Annotated in this window: 13 protein-coding genes and 1 pseudogene; 5 read left to right on the top strand and 9 right to left on the bottom strand. The window is 45.8% G+C overall.

The genetic code is table 11. The features are described 5' to 3' along the window. Window positions 1-180: 180 nt before the first annotated feature. Window positions 181-2,367 (bottom strand): malate synthase G, encoded by a 2,187-nt coding sequence (locus ACVA6Q_RS02060; protein ID WP_446646330.1) that lies wholly within the window; start codon window positions 2,365-2,367, stop codon window positions 181-183. 127 nt (window positions 2,368-2,494) lie between these two features. Next, on the bottom strand, window positions 2,495-3,448 hold the full coding sequence (locus ACVA6Q_RS02055) for a LysR family transcriptional regulator (protein ID WP_353499832.1): 954 nt from the start codon (window positions 3,446-3,448) through the stop codon (window positions 2,495-2,497). 133 nt (window positions 3,449-3,581) lie between these two features. Here ACVA6Q_RS02055 and ACVA6Q_RS02050 point away from each other — a divergent pair, with 133 nt between their 5' ends. Next, window positions 3,582-5,180: an isocitrate lyase gene (locus ACVA6Q_RS02050; protein ID WP_353499833.1), complete on the top strand. Its 1,599-nt coding sequence runs from the start codon at window positions 3,582-3,584 to the stop codon at window positions 5,178-5,180. Between the two features lie 227 nt (window positions 5,181-5,407). Next, a complete protein-coding gene (locus ACVA6Q_RS02045; protein WP_446646329.1) occupies window positions 5,408-5,977 on the top strand; it encodes a hypothetical protein in 570 nt (189 codons plus the stop codon). A gap of 18 nt (window positions 5,978-5,995) precedes the next feature. Here the strand turns inward: ACVA6Q_RS02045 and ACVA6Q_RS02040 are convergent, their stop codons facing one another. The 3 genes from ACVA6Q_RS02040 to ACVA6Q_RS02030 all read right to left on the bottom strand — a co-directional run bounded on the left by ACVA6Q_RS02040 (window position 5,996) and on the right by ACVA6Q_RS02030 (window position 9,468). Beyond that, the gene (locus ACVA6Q_RS02040) at window positions 5,996-6,700 is read right to left on the bottom strand and encodes a 3'-5' exonuclease (protein WP_446646328.1); all 705 of its coding nucleotides are present in this window, start codon (window positions 6,698-6,700) and stop codon (window positions 5,996-5,998) included. 27 nt (window positions 6,701-6,727) lie between these two features. Continuing rightward, entirely contained in the window at window positions 6,728-8,635 is a 1,908-nt protein-coding gene (locus ACVA6Q_RS02035) for a DUF294 nucleotidyltransferase-like domain-containing protein (RefSeq protein WP_446646327.1), read from the bottom strand. A 113-nt stretch (window positions 8,636-8,748) separates the two neighbouring features. Beyond that, the gene (locus ACVA6Q_RS02030) at window positions 8,749-9,468 is read right to left on the bottom strand and encodes a FadR/GntR family transcriptional regulator (RefSeq protein ID WP_446646326.1); all 720 of its coding nucleotides are present in this window, start codon (window positions 9,466-9,468) and stop codon (window positions 8,749-8,751) included. Between the two features lie 417 nt (window positions 9,469-9,885). Here ACVA6Q_RS02030 and ACVA6Q_RS02025 point away from each other — a divergent pair. Then, window positions 9,886-10,633, top strand: a pseudogene (locus tag ACVA6Q_RS02025) (FadR/GntR family transcriptional regulator). Between the two features lie 110 nt (window positions 10,634-10,743). Here ACVA6Q_RS02025 and ACVA6Q_RS02020 read toward each other — a convergent pair. The 3 genes from ACVA6Q_RS02020 to ACVA6Q_RS02010 form a co-directional block, all read right to left on the bottom strand. Further along, window positions 10,744-11,379 (bottom strand): LysE family translocator, encoded by a 636-nt coding sequence (locus ACVA6Q_RS02020; protein ID WP_446646325.1) that lies wholly within the window; start codon window positions 11,377-11,379, stop codon window positions 10,744-10,746. 117 nt (window positions 11,380-11,496) lie between these two features. After that, window positions 11,497-13,224, bottom strand: coding sequence for an aspartate:alanine exchanger family transporter (locus ACVA6Q_RS02015; protein WP_446646324.1), 1,728 nt, complete (start codon window positions 13,222-13,224; stop codon window positions 11,497-11,499). Window positions 13,225-13,305: 81 nt separating this feature from the next. Beyond that, a complete protein-coding gene (locus ACVA6Q_RS02010; protein ID WP_446646323.1) occupies window positions 13,306-14,700 on the bottom strand; it encodes a glutamate decarboxylase in 1,395 nt (464 codons plus the stop codon). A 448-nt stretch (window positions 14,701-15,148) separates the two neighbouring features. Between ACVA6Q_RS02010 and ACVA6Q_RS02005 the strand changes: the two genes are divergently transcribed. Both ACVA6Q_RS02005 and ACVA6Q_RS02000 read left to right on the top strand, forming a co-directional pair. After that, entirely contained in the window at window positions 15,149-15,406 is a 258-nt protein-coding gene (locus tag ACVA6Q_RS02005) for a hypothetical protein (protein WP_446646322.1), read from the top strand. A 49-nt stretch (window positions 15,407-15,455) separates the two neighbouring features. Next, the gene (locus ACVA6Q_RS02000; protein ID WP_446646321.1) at window positions 15,456-15,578 is read left to right on the top strand and encodes a hypothetical protein; all 123 of its coding nucleotides are present in this window, start codon (window positions 15,456-15,458) and stop codon (window positions 15,576-15,578) included. 116 nt (window positions 15,579-15,694) lie between these two features. On the opposite strand, the gene ACVA6Q_RS01995 is transcribed toward ACVA6Q_RS02000, so the two are convergent. Further along, window positions 15,695-17,194, bottom strand: coding sequence for a polysaccharide lyase family 7 protein (locus tag ACVA6Q_RS01995; protein WP_446647159.1), 1,500 nt, complete (start codon window positions 17,192-17,194; stop codon window positions 15,695-15,697). Window positions 17,195-17,196: the final 2 nt, after the last annotated feature.

Below are 17,196 nucleotides of genomic sequence, written 5' to 3'. Positions count from 1 at the left end.
AACAGAACTCTTTAGCAATCCTGACTATACACTGCAACTCATTTGCTCGTTACAAATTTATGGAAGTATTAAAGTAAGACATTGTTACGTTGATATTGTTAAGAGTTGCAAGCTAAAATTTCCCAAAAAAAACCGCGCTCGAGAGCGCGGTGTTACCTTGGGCTTGGTAATTACAGTGTTTTATCTTTGTTGTGATTTTAATTTGAGTCGCATTGCGTGCAATACGGGCTCAGTATAGCCATTGGGCTGTGCGCAGCCTTCGAACACCGATTGACAAGCGGCAGAGAACGCAATGCTGCTGTCAAAGTTGGGGGCCATATTGTTATAATTTGGGTCGTCAGCATTTTGTTGGTCAACGACTTGTGCCATACGCTGCATGGTTTTCATCACTTGAGATTCAGTGCAAATACCATGTCGTAACCAGTTAGCAATATGCTGGCTTGAGATACGCAGTGTGGCGCGATCTTCCATTAGACCGACATCATTGATATCTGGTACTTTGGAACAGCCAACACCTTGGTCAATCCAGCGTACTACATAGCCGAGAATGCCTTGCGCGTTATTGTCTAACTCGCTTTGAATTTGTTCTGCTGTCAGCTTTTGCGAACCTAATAGTGGAATCGTCAAGATATCATCCACACTCGCACTCACACGCTCACGAAGCTCTTTTTGACGGCTTGGCACGCTCACTTGGTGGTAGTGAAGCGCATGTAAAGTTGCTGCGGTCGGTGACGGTACCCATGCTGTGTTGGCGCCTGACTGTGGATGACCAATCTTAGCATCCATCATTTTTGCCATGTTATCTGGTTCCGGCCACATACCTTTACCGATTTGCGCCTTACCTTGCAGACCACACGCCAATCCTAGATCCACGTTTTGATCTTCGTAGGCGCCAATCCAGGTCATGGTTTTCAGCTGAGCTTTCGGAGCAAATGCACCTGCTTCCATGCTGGTATGAATTTCATCACCCGTTCTGTCTAAGAAGCCAGTGTTAATGAACACGACACGCTCTTTCGCAGCGTGAATACACGCTTTTAGGTTAACCGAGGTGCGGCGCTCCTCATCCATAATGCCGACTTTGATGGTGTTTCGTTCCAGACCCAACGCATCTTCGACTCGAGTAAAGAGCTCGTTGGTAAATGCCACTTCTTCAGGGCCATGCATCTTTGGCTTAACGATGTTGATGCTACCTGATGTCGAGTTTTGGTACTGGCTGTTCCCTTTAATATCGTGGATAGCTATTAGCGAGGTGATCATGGCATCCATGATACCTTCTGGTACTTCACGGCCGGCGCGATCAAGAATCGCTGGGTTTGTCATTAAGTGGCCGACGTTGCGAATAAACAGCATACTGCGACCTTTAAGATGGATCTCGCCGCCGGTCACGCTGGTGTATTGACGATCCGGATTTAAGCTTCTGACAATCGTTTTGCCATTCTTTTCTAGGCTCTCTTGCAGATCGCCTTTCATCAGACCTAACCAGTTACGATAGGCCAGCGCTTTGTCCTCGCCGTCTACCGCTGCAACCGAATCTTCACAATCCATAATGGTAGTAAGCGCCGCTTCAACAACCACATCTTTGATACCCGCCGCATCAACACGGCCAATCGGTGTATTCGGGTCGATTTGAATTTCAATATGAAGATTATTGTGTTTAAGAAGAATACAAGATGGCGAACTGGCTTCTCCCTGATAGCCGATAAACTGAGTGCTATCCATTAGGGTCACTTCCTCACCATTGGTAAGAGTGGCAGTTAGCGTGTTACCTACACTGACATTGCTGATGCTGTACTGAGCAACTTCTCGGTGCGATACACCGTTGAGTGGCGCTGCTGAGTCAAGAAATTCACGAGCATAGGCAACCACTTTTTCACCACGCACTGGGTTAAAGCTGCCACCACGTTCCGCTCCGTCCTCTTCGCTAATCACATCCGTGCCGTAAAGCGCATCATACAAGCTACCCCAACGCGCATTCGCTGCGTTAAGTGCAAAACGGGCATTCATAATAGGTACCACCAGCTGTGGTCCTGCTTGAGTCGCTATTTCTGGCTCTACGTTTTCTGTGGAGATTTCAAAATCATCAACTTCAGGGACTAGGTAACCAATCTGCTGTAAGAAGGTTTTGTACTCGGTTGGATCAATTGCCTGACCCACACGCTCTTGATGCCAAACATCGATTTGATGTTGTAAGTCGTCACGCTTTACCAGCAGCGCGCGATTTTTAGGTGCTAGGTCAGATAAAATTGACTCGAACGCTTGCCAAAATGCGCTGGCCTCAATACCAGTGCCGGGAATGATTTGCTCATTAACCAAATTGTAGAGGGTGCTATCAATGTTCAAGCTTCCCTGTTGAATACGATTGCTCATAAAATTTCTCTCGAATTAGTCGATGACCACTGCTTAAAAATCTACGTAACTGAGGAGAATTTGACTAATTTATGCCACTTATAGTTAACATTCATAGAAAAAATACCCCTATTATTGACGTACAGCCTTACTCCGTTACGCCACTTTCTAGCTCATTGGCGACACTTTTTATTAAGCGGCGCATCCATTGGTGATCGGGATTACTTTGCAAGAGTGGACTCCATGCCATCTTGACTTCAAACGGCTCTATCGCAAATGGCGCAGGTTTGATAAGCAGCTTAGGGTTGTTGCGCTGTGACTGCGCCGCCTTACTTGGAATCGTCAAAATCAGATTCTTCTGCTGCGCAAAAAGGATGGCGGATAGGTAGTGGCGGGTAAATACCGTGATATTGCGCGTTTTACCTATCTTCATCAACGCCTCATCAATCCAGCCCAGTTTCTGCGCTTGACTAGGGTTGACGCCGTGCCCGGTACCCATCCCGGTTTTACTCACCCAAATGTGCTGCGCCTTTAGATAAGAGAACAAATCAAAGTTATCGGCAATGGGATTGTCACGGCTGAATAGGCAAGAAAAGCCATCGTGCCACAGGCTCATTTGGTGGAAGGACTGAGGAATATCATCAAAGCGATTGATAACGATATCGACGGTACCTTGCTCTACATCCTGATAACTCACATCACTTGGGGTCATGATGTCCAAACGTATCTTAGGTGCAATTTCGCTGAGCTTTTCCAATAACGGTTGAATAATAGTCGACTCGGCATAGTCACTCGCCATGATACGAAACACGCGCTCGCTATCCTCAGCATGAAACTCGGTCGTGGTTTGCATCGTCTTTTCTACATTGGCAAGAATATTTCGAATCTGTGGCTGGAGCTTCTGAGCGCGCTCGGTTGGGATCATCCCTTCACTAGTTCGCACTAAAAGCGGATCTTCAAACAAATCACGCAGGCGGCGCAATCCATTACTCATCGCTGGCTGAGTGATACCCAACTGGTTCGCAGCGCGGGTCACATTACGCTCTCGCAGCAGCATATCTAAATACACAAGCAAATTAAGGTCAATACGAGCAATATTCATAACAAAAATACCGAGTATAACAACTATAAATTAACAAAATTATCACACAAGCGGCTAGGATTTGTCCATAACAACAAGTTAATACTACAGGCCACTGGCCACCCTATATCCAACGTGAAACTAAGGAATAGTTATGTCGCAAATTAATCAAGATATCGAAATGATCGAAGTTGCAAAACGCGCTGCAGGTACGCCATGGGATGCAATCGATGCTGAATCTGCTGCTCGCATGCGTGCTCAAAACAAATTCAAAACTGGCCTAGATATCGCGCAATACACGGCGGATATTATGCGTGCAGACATGGAAGCGTACGACGCAGACAAATCTCAGTACACACAATCTTTAGGTTGCTGGCACGGTTTCATTGGCCAACAAAAAATGATTTCTATTAAGAAGCACTTTGGTGGTAAGACTGACAAACGCTACCTCTACCTATCAGGTTGGATGGTTGCCGCACTTCGCTCTGATTTTGGTCCACTTCCAGACCAGTCAATGCACGAGAAGACGTCTGTCCCTGCACTTATCGAAGAGCTATACACTTTCCTTCGTCAAGCAGATGCACGTGAGCTAGGCGGTCTATTCCGTGAGCTAGACGCAGCACGTGAAGCCGGCGACGTAGCACTTCAAGACCAAATCCAAGACAAAATCGACAACCATCAAACCCACGTTGTGCCAATCGTTGCTGATATCGATGCAGGCTTTGGTAACGCAGAAGCCACTTACCTACTGGCTAAGAAAATGATTGAAGCGGGTGCTTGTTGTCTGCAGATTGAAAACCAAGTAGCCGATGAGAAGCAGTGTGGTCACCAAGACGGTAAAGTAACCGTACCTCACTCAGACTTCCATGCGAAACTGCGCGCGCTGCGTTATGCCTTCCTAGAGCTTGGCATCGACAACGGTATCATCGTTGCACGTACTGACTCACAAGGTGCTGGCCTAACCAAAGAAATTGCGGTAGTGAAAGAGCCAGGCGACCAAGGCGATATCTACAACTCTTACTTAGACGTTGAAGAGATCGATGTTGCTGACATGAAGCAAGGCGACGTTTGCTTTAACCGTGATGGCAAGCTAGTACGTCCGAAGCGTCTTCCTTCTGGCCTATATCAATTCCGCTCAGGTACGGGTGAAGACCGCTGTGTATTTGACTGTATCGAAGCTATCAACGCAGGTGCTGACCTACTTTGGATTGAAACTGAAAAGCCACACATCGGTCAAATCAAAGAGATGATGGATGGCGTACGTGCAGTTCACCCGAATGCGAAGCTGGTTTACAACAACTCGCCTTCGTTCAACTGGACGCTTAACTTCCGTCAACAAGCTTATGATGCAATGGTTGAAGCAGGTGAAGATGTATCAGCATACGACCGCGCAAACCTAATGAGCGCTGAATATGACGAAACGGAACTATCGAAAAGTGCTGACGACAAAATCCGCACGTTCCAAGCAGATGCTGCACGTGAAGCTGGTATCTTCCATCACCTAATCACACTACCAACGTACCACACCGCTGCGCTATCAACAGATAACCTAGCGAAGGAGTACTTCGGTGAAGCAGGCATGCTTGGCTACGTTAAGAACGTTCAACGCCAAGAAATCCGTCAAGGTATCGCATGTGTTAAACACCAAAACATGTCTGGTTCAGACATCGGTGATGACCATAAAGAGTACTTTGCGGGTGAGAACGCGCTAAAAGCGGCTGGTGAGTTGAATACTTCTAATCAGTTTGACTAAGAGCTTACCCCTCCTAGCCTCCCCTTATAAAGGGGAGGAACTAAAGGCTCGCTGCGCATCGCCTTATATTTTTAATTCGCGATGCGACGAAGGAGCGAGCCAGTAATTCTCCCCCTTAATAAGGGGTAGCCAGAGGGGGTGCTCTTCGCTCTTCGCCCTTAGCTCTTAGCCTTCAGCTCTAAACTCTCACCACCCCACCCAGCTCTCCAAACCCAAAGAGGCCGCCCATGACCCCAAAACACCTAAAAGACACCCAAACCCTACTAACAAAAACCGGTTTCACCACCAGCAACACCTGGTACCACGGCACCTCTTCAGCACTCGTCGCCTCTATCCAAGCACAAGGCTTAAAACGCTCGGGAGACCTAGCACTCAATGACGTCGCTAAAGCGACCATGGCAACCATAGGAAACAACTTCCAAGACGTTACCGAGCCGGTATTTCTTACCCAAAGCAAAGAACTCGCCTACTACTGGGCCCAGCAAACAGTGCGCGAACGTGGTGTGAGATTTGGAGAGAGCGAAGAACCTATCGTATTGCAGATTAACCTCAATGCAGATCAGCAAAATCGAGTAAAACCTGACGTAGGTGCAATGAGTCTATTAATGATGCGTGACGGTGAAGCCTTTATGGCTCACATCGCCAAGATCTACCAAGAAAACAATCTCTCAGTGCCTGAGATTGACCTTCGCGATGCCGACCGCATGGATTTCTTAAACATTCTTGGCATGGCTTACATCAATGAAGATATCAGCCGAGGATGCATCGAAGAGTTGCTAGAACCCATCACAGGGTGACTCAACCACAACAAGCTGTTACCTGCTCATTCGATAGAGCTTACCGATGCAAGGGTAGCTTTTGTCGAACAAACGCGTCTGCTGAGCTAAAAACAGCTCAGCGGTGGCGATGGCATCGATGAGTGCCTCGTGACCGTTGTATTCCGGCAGGCCATACCTTTCCCGCGTTTCTGCAAGGCGCACATCAATAGAGCTATCAGCGTTAACAGCCTTGGCCATCGACTTTTCAATTGCCAAAGTATCAATCCACAGTATGGGCACGTCCTTCAAGCCAAATCGGTGACTTAAGTACTCTTCAACAAAGGACGCCTCAATGACAGCACCATGGGCGATCAATATTCTGTTCCGCGCGGCTTCAAATAAGCGCTGCATCGCCTCATCAAGGGGGACGCCATCTTTGAGCATTTCTGGAACAATGTGATTCACCACCGCGCCGTCGGCATTCACACTCGCTGTCGTGTCAATATACAAGTGCTGTGCGGATGCTAGATCAATGCTAAACCCATTCACCTCAACCCAGCCCACGCTTAAGATGCTGTCCGTGCTGGCATCCAATCCTGTCGTCTCGAAATCCACGACCAAATAGTTCAATTGACTCCCAGCAGACTCGATATCAGGGAGTTGAGCACTCGATAGTCCACTCAACTCTTTTGGTAAGGAAACCTTTGAAGAATACTGTGTACGCTTTTTTTCAAATTGATGATACGCATGAACACGATTCATCAATTTCCAAACGGCTTTCAACACAAGTTACATCCTTCCTGCAAAGCGAAGTTTCGCGGCATCTTGAAGACCAGAAATGATCAAAAACGCATCTTTTAGATTACCACGCTCGAAACTGCCGAATGTATCTGGGTTAATATGGCTATCTGGTTGCCCGCCCTGTTTTAACGCTTCTAACTGATGATGTTGCCTAAACATAAGCACATATTGGTAGGTATTGAGGATATTCTTGTACGCATCATCACTTAAGATCCCTTGCTCATTAGCTCGCGTGAAACGCTCTTTGGTATTAGAAGAGTCACACTCCACCGCCAAGCCGTAGATTCGCGCTAAATCTATGATCAAGTTGATCGCATACTTCTTAATATTGAGGGTTTTCTTATTCTCGCCTGTTTTTTCCAGCACGAGGTTTTTAAATACTCCAAGAGGGGGCTGGGTATTAATGGCATCTCGCGTCAAAATCCCCAGAAATTCACGGTTTGATTTTATCTGGCTGTGCAGTTCATCTCGCAGTTCATCGGCGTAACTCGCTTCACCATAGACGGAGCGAATTTCTAAAAACACACTAATATTCAAAAGTCGCTCATACTCAGGGTTCGATACCCATTTGCGATAGTATTCTCTCCACACGGATTGTGGCTGACACCATTTAGGCGTCGCTGCCATGTAATTGCCAGGACAGAGAGGATAGCCACATGCGTCTAGCCCTTTAACCACGTATTGGGAAAGTTGACGGAAATAAACTTTATCGTTTTCTGTCGCGTCGTCACTGAGCACCAATGCACTGTCTTGATCAGACAACATGTGGACTTCATTTCGGGCATGTGACCCCGCTACAATCCACGAGAACTTGCAAGGCGGCTCCCCGAAGTGAGAAATCGCCAATTGGATCAGACGTCGATTGTAAGCATCCATCATCATCGCCATCACTCGGCCGGTAATATCTGGCGGCACTTGTCCTTCAATGAGTGCTTCGAATATCGCCTGACGCTCGGTATTGAGCGCTTCCAAGTCTTCAACTGACTCTGCATACTTTATCTTCTCAATTAGGAAAATAGCTTGCATGCGATGATTTTGAACTAAGTGAGAAGTGGTAAGCAGTCCAACGACTTTGCCGTCTTCTACAACCGGTAGGCTGCGGATGTTGTGTTGCATCATCAATGACGCAGCATGCAAGACTAAGTCATTGGGGCTAACGGTCATAGGGTTGGCTGTCATGACTGATTTAATTGGCGCAGTGAGGTCATACCCGTCCGCAATAACACGTTTGGTCATGTCTCTATCGGTGATTATGCCAATTAACTGCCCGTCGTCACAAACTACTGCTGTGGAAGTACGCTTTTTATAACGCATCTCCTTCGCCACCTCTTGGATAGACATTTTCGCATCTACAATAGCGATAGCTTTACTTGCGACTTCAGAGACCGTGCGAATAAACAGACCTTTTTCTTTATTCGACCACACGACATCCAGCGCAGACTTCAGCCTTGTTTGAGCTTGGGCAGCGAAATGTTCTGCGAACTCTGGAGAGTCCTTAAAAATTGACGTCAGTGCCTTGTGGGGGATCAAATATAGTAAGGTGTTCTCCAAAGCAATGGCTTTGTAACCCTTTTGCTCCGAGACACTGCTGTCTAGAAAGGTAAAGCCAAACACATCCTCTGCACCCAATCTTGCACGCAATACACCGTCAGCCTCTCTTTGCTCCATGGCACCCGAGCGAATCACGTACAAATACTTGTCTTGTTTCTCTAATTCTCTCGTCTCAACAGGTTGGGTCGAAGCACTATTTAAACAAGGATCAAGGATCTCACCTTTCCCCACATAAGTGATTTTAACGGTGGATGCAACCTGGCGCACCAAGGGCTCAGGCATTTTATTGAACGGATCTACGTTATTAAGAAAGTGAGTAATATTGGGTACAAGAGCATCAGTCATGTTTATCTCCAGACTTCCATTTTGTATTACAATAGCAATTATTTACAATTGGGACTAGCAGAAATAAAAAAAGGCAGCGTAAATGCTGCCTTTTTAACTGATTAACTCAGATTCTAACTCGCCACTGGAAGGCGGTGATTTTCCTCACGAAGGTGGTTTGCAGACGCGTCTCTTGCTTTGTCTGAGTCGCCAGCCATGATCGCTTCGTAAATGCGGCGGTGTTCATTAATACATGTCGAGCCGCCATCGGAAGAAAACTGAAGAAAGTTCACAAACATAGTGGTTAGAATGTTGCCAAACGGCAAAAAGAAGTCATTGCCTGTCGCGTTAAAAATAAGCGAATGGAAACGCGTATCGACATCCAACCATTTCATTTGATCGAAAGGCTCTGCTTCTGAGACCTCAACCATCTCTTGGAAAGTTGCAGAAAGCTCAATTCGTTGCTCAGCAGATGCAAACCTTGCTGCTAGCGCACAAGCCTCTGGCTCAATAGCGCGGCGCAATCCAAGAAATTGGCCACAAAACTGCTCAACGTCACTAATACCATCCATCCACTCGATCAATTGCGGATCAAGGAAGTTCCAATACGCACGGTCAACTACACGAGTACCAATTTTTGGTCGTGACTCCAGTAGCCCTTTTGATGTTAACAGCTTAACCGCTTCACGAAGTGCGGTACGGCTGATACCGAACTGCCCACACAAAGCCATTTCACCCGGGATGATTGAACCCTCAGCCAAATCACCAGAAAGGATACCTCTGGCTATGTCTCTCGCTACCTGCACATGGATACTGCGCTTGGAGCCCGTTATTGCATTGAACTTACCTGACATAATGCTACCGATGTTAAATTGAATATGTATTATTTTAGTAGATATCTTACCACTAATAGACATTGAGTAAATGTGACCTTCCGCATTTATTGATGATAATTCATTAAGTCCAGTACGTTATAAACATTCTAACTACTGTAATTGACTGAATCACAACTAAATCACTACTCATCTCCAGATCTGACTTATTTCTGCGAACTTCGTATTTTGTGACACTTCAATCTACATCTCACCTCAAATAAATGATATTGTATTACTAATTGTATTTGAAGGCTATATATCAAGCATTTAGGGAATATTGATCACCACAACGGAGACATCAATCGTCATAACACACCGCTGTTACGGTCCGCAGATTGGAAGTTTGTGCGGTCTCAAAACAACCCTACGAGAACAAATATAGACAAAGGAATGATCATGCTCTCAAACAAGCCAGCTGAAAACACTGATTCTGTTTCAGCATCGGACTCAGCATCGAGTCACCGAGTATATGTACAAGTAGCAAAGGAAATTGCGACAAAGATTTTAACCGGAGAGCTGAAACAAGGTGAAAAGCTACCATGCGAGCACGACCTTAAAAGCAAGTTTGGCATTAGCCGCACCTCGCTACGCGAATGCAATAAATTGTTAGAAGCAAAAGGGTTGATTTCCTCCAAACCCAAAGTAGGTACAAGCGTCGAAGTGCGCCAACAGTGGCACTTTCTCGATCCTCAGCTTCTTGATTGGATCAAAGATGCGGACAACGTACAGCGTTTTTTAACACAGTTTCTAGGGCTGAGAAAAGCCATTGAACCAGAAGCGTGTTCTATTGCTGCACGCTCTGCATCGATAGAACATCGAAAAGCGCTATCGATTAGCTTTCAAAACATGAAGCAAGCTGCGGCATGTGGCATGGACGATCAACGACCATCAGTTTCATAAAACGATTTTTCTGGCGACTGGTAACCCTTTTTACATACCGTTTGCCAATATCCTTGAATCACTATTCAAGACATTTATCGACGAATCCTCTACCGGAGGACGTTTTTGTCTGGAAGAGCACGAAGCCATCTACGACGCCATTATGATGGGCGATGCGTTTAGTGCGCGTACCTCTTCTCAACTCTTACTCAATGACCATAACCAGAAGCTCGCGTTAGTCACGCCGAGTGCGGTAACACTTTAAGGAAACAGCATGTTTGTTTACAACACAATGACCCGCTTCGAAGACGACAAGCGGATCCTTTCATTTGAGTATAGTGGCCTGCACACATTAGTGAGGGAGACCTAATTTCACTATTTTGTGCTAGAGGCAAACAGTGCGCCACCTGCAGACATGAAGAAGCCTCCCATCACCTTGTTAAAGCGCTTGATGTTCTTTTTACTCGATAACCAAGGGTTAACCCTAGCGCCAAGCCTTGCATACACCAACATGACTAGAGTATCGATTACAATCCACGTCAGAGCCAGCACGACAAACTGCGTAAGTTGAGGTGAATTCACATTAATGAAGTTGGGAAACAGTGCGGTAAAAAACAGCAAGTCTTTCGGATTACTGATACCTACCATATAGGCTTTCTTGAGGATACCACGCTGAGTAAATGCGGCTTTCTCTTGCTTAGTATCAGTGCTAAATGCGGACTCAGTACCCGTGTCTCTCCAAGTCTGGTACCCAAGATAGACCAAATAAAGCGCCCCAAAGATTTTCAGCAACAAAAATACTTCCGATGATGCTGCCAATATAGCACCCAAACCGACAGCAGAGAGGACCATCAGTGTCAGAGAAGCAAACGTTCCACCAAACACCGTCGCTAGCGCACTCGATTTCCCGTATTTCACACCGTGGGCAATGCACAGCATTGCTGAGGGACCGGGAGATGAGATCAAAACCGTAATGACCCCAACGTACGCCAACCATAAACTCCATTCCATTTTAGTCCTCCCTGTTTTTAAAGTATTGCGTTGTGCTATGCCATGTGGCACATACCTCCCCCAACCTTACCGCTCTCCTTACGACAAGTCGAACAATAAATGTACATATCTCCCCTCTTAGCTGATCACCATCGCGATATAGCCAAGAATCAACACGAGAACCGATGTCAATGCATAAGGGACGGGATAACCAATTGCAGGCATGTCACTTTGGGTAGCATCTTGCGCCCCTTTCATTGCTGGTGTGCTATTTCGACCACCAGCACAAGCGCCAGCAAGAATGGCTGGGTTCATCTTGCGAATGTACAGCCCATATAACCAAGCCAATAAAGGCGGAACAAGCGCAGCAGTGACACCGAGTAGCGCAATTTTAATCACGATAATGCCTTGAAAAGATGCGAGGATTTTGGGACCTACGGTTGCAGCGAGCACCGCTACGAACAGATTAAGCCCGATATCTTGCAAAAAGCTTCTCGCTCCTTCACTCATTGGACCGCCAAACGCAGGGTTTCGAGTTCGCAAGAACGAAAACACAATACCGGTAAGCATACAGCCAGCCGAAGTCCCTAATGCAAATGGGATACCCGCAACCGTTACGCTCAAGTGGCCGAACACATAGCCCACCAGTAGAGCAGTGGCTAAATAGAACGTTTCGGTCACCGTGCTTTCGACTATTGGCACGCTGTTAAGCTGAGATGCGGTCTGTTCAACACACCACTGAGAGCCGGCAATACGTACCACATCTCCCACTTCAACGGTGGTTTGAGGCAGTAACGGCTGTTGATGCCCCTGCCTAAATAGTGCTTTAAAATAGACACCGAAGCCAACCTCAGCGTGCAACTGAGCGACAGTTTTACCTGCATGTTCTGACTTGCCAACATGGATATCAGCCACTTCAATATCGACATTGCGGGCTCGAGGCTCATCCACTTCATTGCCAATATCTGCCTCACCTTCTTTGATAAGAGCACTGTACTCGCCACGAACACCGATAACATCGCCAAGTTGTAATATTGGGTTATCCGATGCATCCAACACTTCATCACCGCGCACAACTTTTAGCACAACAGCATCGGAAAACCGTTTATAAAGATCCTGAACCGACTGCCCAACCAACTCTTCATGCGTTACTTTGTAAGCACGGACATCGATGGGTAAAACACCAACATCGGAGAATCCAAAAGTGCTAGGGAGTTTTTCATTGTCATCACCGCTAGAGAACTCTTTTTCTGCATCTTTACCGGCTTTGACAGGATCAATACCAAACATAGAAGGTAAGTATTTGATCAAAAGAATAATTAAAACAGTAGACAGCACATAACTGATAGCATAACCCGCTGCGATGTTAGCGCTGACTTGGTCTGCACTCATACCGGCTGGCGGTACAAAAGCGCCAGAGGAGATCGCCGATTGAGCCACGCCCATAACCGCTGTAACAGTATAACTTCCCGAGATAATGCCTGCCGCATACCCAGGCTCTAGCCCCAAGAGCTTGGCACCCACTACAACAATGGCGAAATTACTAAAGACTACAATTAGCCCTATCACCACAAAATCTAAGCCACCTCTTGCCAGCCCCGAAAAGAACTGAGGACCGACTTTCATACCGATGGCATACATAAACATCATTAAGAAAATATCGGAGACTAGCCCCGGCTCTTCAATCTTTAGTCCATATACAGAGAAAGAGGTCAGCGCCAATGCGACACCAACAATCAATGTACCTGCCGTCGTCCCCAGGCTCACGCCTTTAACAGTAATGCGTCCTAATGGGTAACCAATTGCGAGTGATAGAAATAGAAAAACAAAAGGGTTTTCAGATAAGTAATTAAATAGAAAAGACATGATCTCACCTGCGACATTGTGATTGAAGCAGCAGAGCGATCTAAGAAATCACTCTGCCGATTACCTAGAGCAGCCGAAGCATTAACCGTGGTTAAAGTTACTCGACTCGTCAGCATCACTGCCGTTAACCACTGGGTGCTTATCAAAGAAATCAACGCAATGTTGCAAGTCAGAGATCAATAAATCCGCCATGTCCCGACTAAACCCGTGACGCACAAGAATACGCATGATAACCAGATCTTGGCGATCAGCTGGCATTGCATACGCCGCAATCTGCCATCCACGAGATCGAATGCGATCCGACAAGTCATACAGGTTGAAACCTGGGTTTGCATCTTTCTTGATAGACCAACTTAGCGCTGGTATACCGCCATGACCATCGTAAATGATTTCAAACATGCCCATTTTCTCTACCTCTTTGGCAATGTAGCGAGCCGTTTCGTAACAGGCATCATGGATTTTTTTATAGCCTTCTTTACCCAGTCTTAAGAAGTTGTAGTACTGCGCAACGATTTGTCCGCCAGGACGAGAGAAGTTCAATGCAAATGTCGGCATGTTACCGCCCAAGTAGTTTACATTGAAGATCAAATCCTCATGTAACGCATCAGCATCACGCCAAACTACCCAACCCACACCCAATGGAGAAAGACCAAATTTGTGGCCAGAAGCATTAATCGATTTAACGCGTGGTAAACGGAAATCCCACTCTAAATCAGGATCACAGAAAGGCGCTAAAAACGCACCACTGGCGCCATCAACGTGAATAGGAATATCTAATCCGGTTTGTTCTTGAAGCTTATCTAACGCTTCATGTACCGCTTTGACGGGTTCATATTGGCATGTGAATGTCACGCCCAATGTTGGCACCACACCAATGGTGTTTTCATCACAACGTTTGATCACTTCTTCTGGCGTCATGATCAGGCGCTCGCCTTCCATTGGGATCTCACGAAGCTCAATATCCCAATAGCGCGCAAATTTATGCCAGCAAACCTGCACTGGACCACAAATAAGATTCGGTTTATCGGTTGGCTTGCCTTGTTTCTTCATTTTCTCACGCCAAGCCCACTTTAATGCCATACCACCAAGCATTGCAGCTTCGCTTGAACCCGTAGTAGAACAACCCATCGGGTTCTCTGCATCTGGCGCATGCCAAAGGTCAGCTAACATATGGACACAGCGCGACTCGATCTCGGCCGTTTGTGGGTATTCATCTTTATCAATCATGTTTTTATCGATGCATTCATCCATCAACTGATGAACCTCATCCTCGACCCATGTTTGACAAAATGTCGCTAAGTTCTGACGTGAGTTACCGTCTAACATAAGCTCATCGTGAACAACTTGATAAGCGTGCTCTGGGGCGTGCTCATTCTCAGGAATTCGATACTTAGGCATGACCACAGACAAGTCTTTTGAAGAGTAAACATCATCTAACATTGAACCACGAACAGCTGACTTTTTATGAAGAGGCATAATCAATCCTTTTTTTCGCAAATACTATTGAGTAGTTAAATAGGTTTAACAGACGGAATAACGTGCCTTAAAACTAGTCCAGATTTTGTTGCAGTGCTAGTTTCATATTCGGTTGATAAGATTCATAATTACGTGGCTTGTATCATTAATATTCGCCACAATATGAAGCCATTCATCTGCCCATAATGATGCCTAGTTTGTTGCTATGACTGCGTCTACGACAAAAGTTTTGCCCCTTTCTCAACCTCCTCTTAAGAAACACATTCCCCCTTCAGGAAGGCAATGTCTTACAAGGTGCTCAGTTTTTTATCAGTGACGAATATTCTCAGCGCGATATTCAAACGACGCCATCAGCTCAAATTCCAATTCGCTCACAATTATCACTCAAGTTTCTTGCTAAAAAGGTAGAAAAATTTATAGTTTTATTAAGTAAACATTGAGAATCGATATGTCGTTACAGAAGAAGCAATCTAAAGTATCACTGAACATTAAGATTTCATCAGACTTAGATTTTCGTCTTAAACGAGCGAGAAAAGCAGCGCGTGAACAAGGATTGATGTTCAACGTTTCTAAAGAAGTTGAGAAGTTCCTTGAGAAGGAAGTAAAGAAGGTTGAGCGCCATCTATCAATCGATGAAGAGATTAAAGGTAATTTAGAAGATCTTGGAGGACTGAACATAGATAAGCTAATGAAGTCTATGGATTAACTATAAAATTGCCTTGTTATGAATTAACAAACTACACTTGGAGATGAATATGGGAACGATAATTGGACTGTTAGTCTTAGCTGGGGTCGACATACTCCTAAAGCGTAAAACAGGACTTCATCTACATCAGTGGATTGCCAAGAAATACCGTGATTCCCACAAAGACAAGTGAATCATTCTTATAGAAACCGCACAATTTACCACTTCACCGATGCTACTGAAAAAACACTTCTACTAAAAAAGCCAGCAGTAAAAACCGCTGGCTCAAACACTAATTCACTTTAACGCCTACTTTGCAGCAAACTTGCTGTGCGATTTCTTCAACTTGTAGAAAGTCGCTTGGACATAGTCATCTGGATCGCCAGTGATGTTTTGGTTGTAAACACCGGCTTTAAAGTACATGTATTTGCCACCAACATCGTATCCGCTGTCCGACATATCAACAACTTGGACTACATCAGGCTTACCTTCACGCATCAAAGTCACAGTCATTTCGTTACCGACCACTTGAATGCGATAACTAAAGGTCTCACCGAGTTCAATACCATCACCGTCTTTTGGTACACCTGTCATATCACCGACTAGATTGTAATAATTGTCGGTGCCTTTATTGGTGTTTTCATGAGCAAAGTAGACCGTACCTTTGTCGTGGTTTGGTAACTTACGGTAGTAAAGTCGAATTGGCTCATCGTCTTTATCGTGGATCTGAGCAATGATAAATCGACCAACTTCATTGAGCTCACCCGTCGTTGTCGTGTGATCGACTTTAAGTGTCGCTTCGAGAACACCGTCAACGCCACCAGCGGCTTTTTGATCTTCCATTGGTGCCGAGCTGAATACCCAGTTGTTTTTGTTTACGCCTTTAGTATCAACGCTCTTATCACCTTGGCGCAGCATTTCTCTCATCTCTGTACGCGCAAACTTAGTGTTTTTCGATGTACGCGCGCCCTTAATAAAGGTCTTGAACACCAGGCCACCGTCATCGGCAGTATAGAAGAGTTCTGGATGCTCGTACCCGTTGGCAAGATCCCACTCATACACATTGTCTGGCTTGCCATTTTTATCATGGTCGAACGGCATAGAGATGTACCATGAAGTGAGGTCAAAGTTTTCACCTGGTTTGTTACCCGCTTGAGGCGTACTCGGTAACTTAGGCTCCGCTAAAGGCACATCCCAGTCACAACTTGTCGCACAAGGTAGGGCGACAACCGCGCCAAAGTTGCCTTTACGAAGATCTTTGCGTTTATCATCAACTTTCGCGGTGGCTTTGCGCTTCTCTTCAGCCGCCTTTTCTGCCGCAATGACATCTTCAGTAATAATGTGATTAGTTGGGCAAGCATTAATCTTACAGTTCAAAGCCGCAAACTCAGTGACACTATTCCAGCTGCTCTTTGAGTTACCTTTACCCACATAACGCACGTAGCGAGCTTCTACCGGAGCAAACTCGAAACGCTCATAACCATTAACGGCACCAGAGCTCATGCCACCTTCAAGTGCCTTGCTCCACGTATTACCATCAACACTGACTTCAATATCGAACAAAGTCGAACGCGCATTACCTTTATGGAATGCTAGGCGCACGGCATCAAACTGATTAATGCTGCCATAATCATAGGTGGCCGTCTCTCCTACTCCATTGGAAGACCAGCGAGTCTTGATATCTTGGTCAAACAAACGCTCTGGACCATTGCCATCGTGGCTGGATGATTCGATGGCGACAGGCGTTAAAATATCAACTCTTGGTAGCTCTTGGTCGGAACAGTAATCACTCTTACAGTTAACCCCGATAA

Source organism: Vibrio sp. DNB22_10_4 (assembly GCF_052879755.1).
This window is presented reverse-complemented; position numbering and strand designations above follow the sequence as displayed.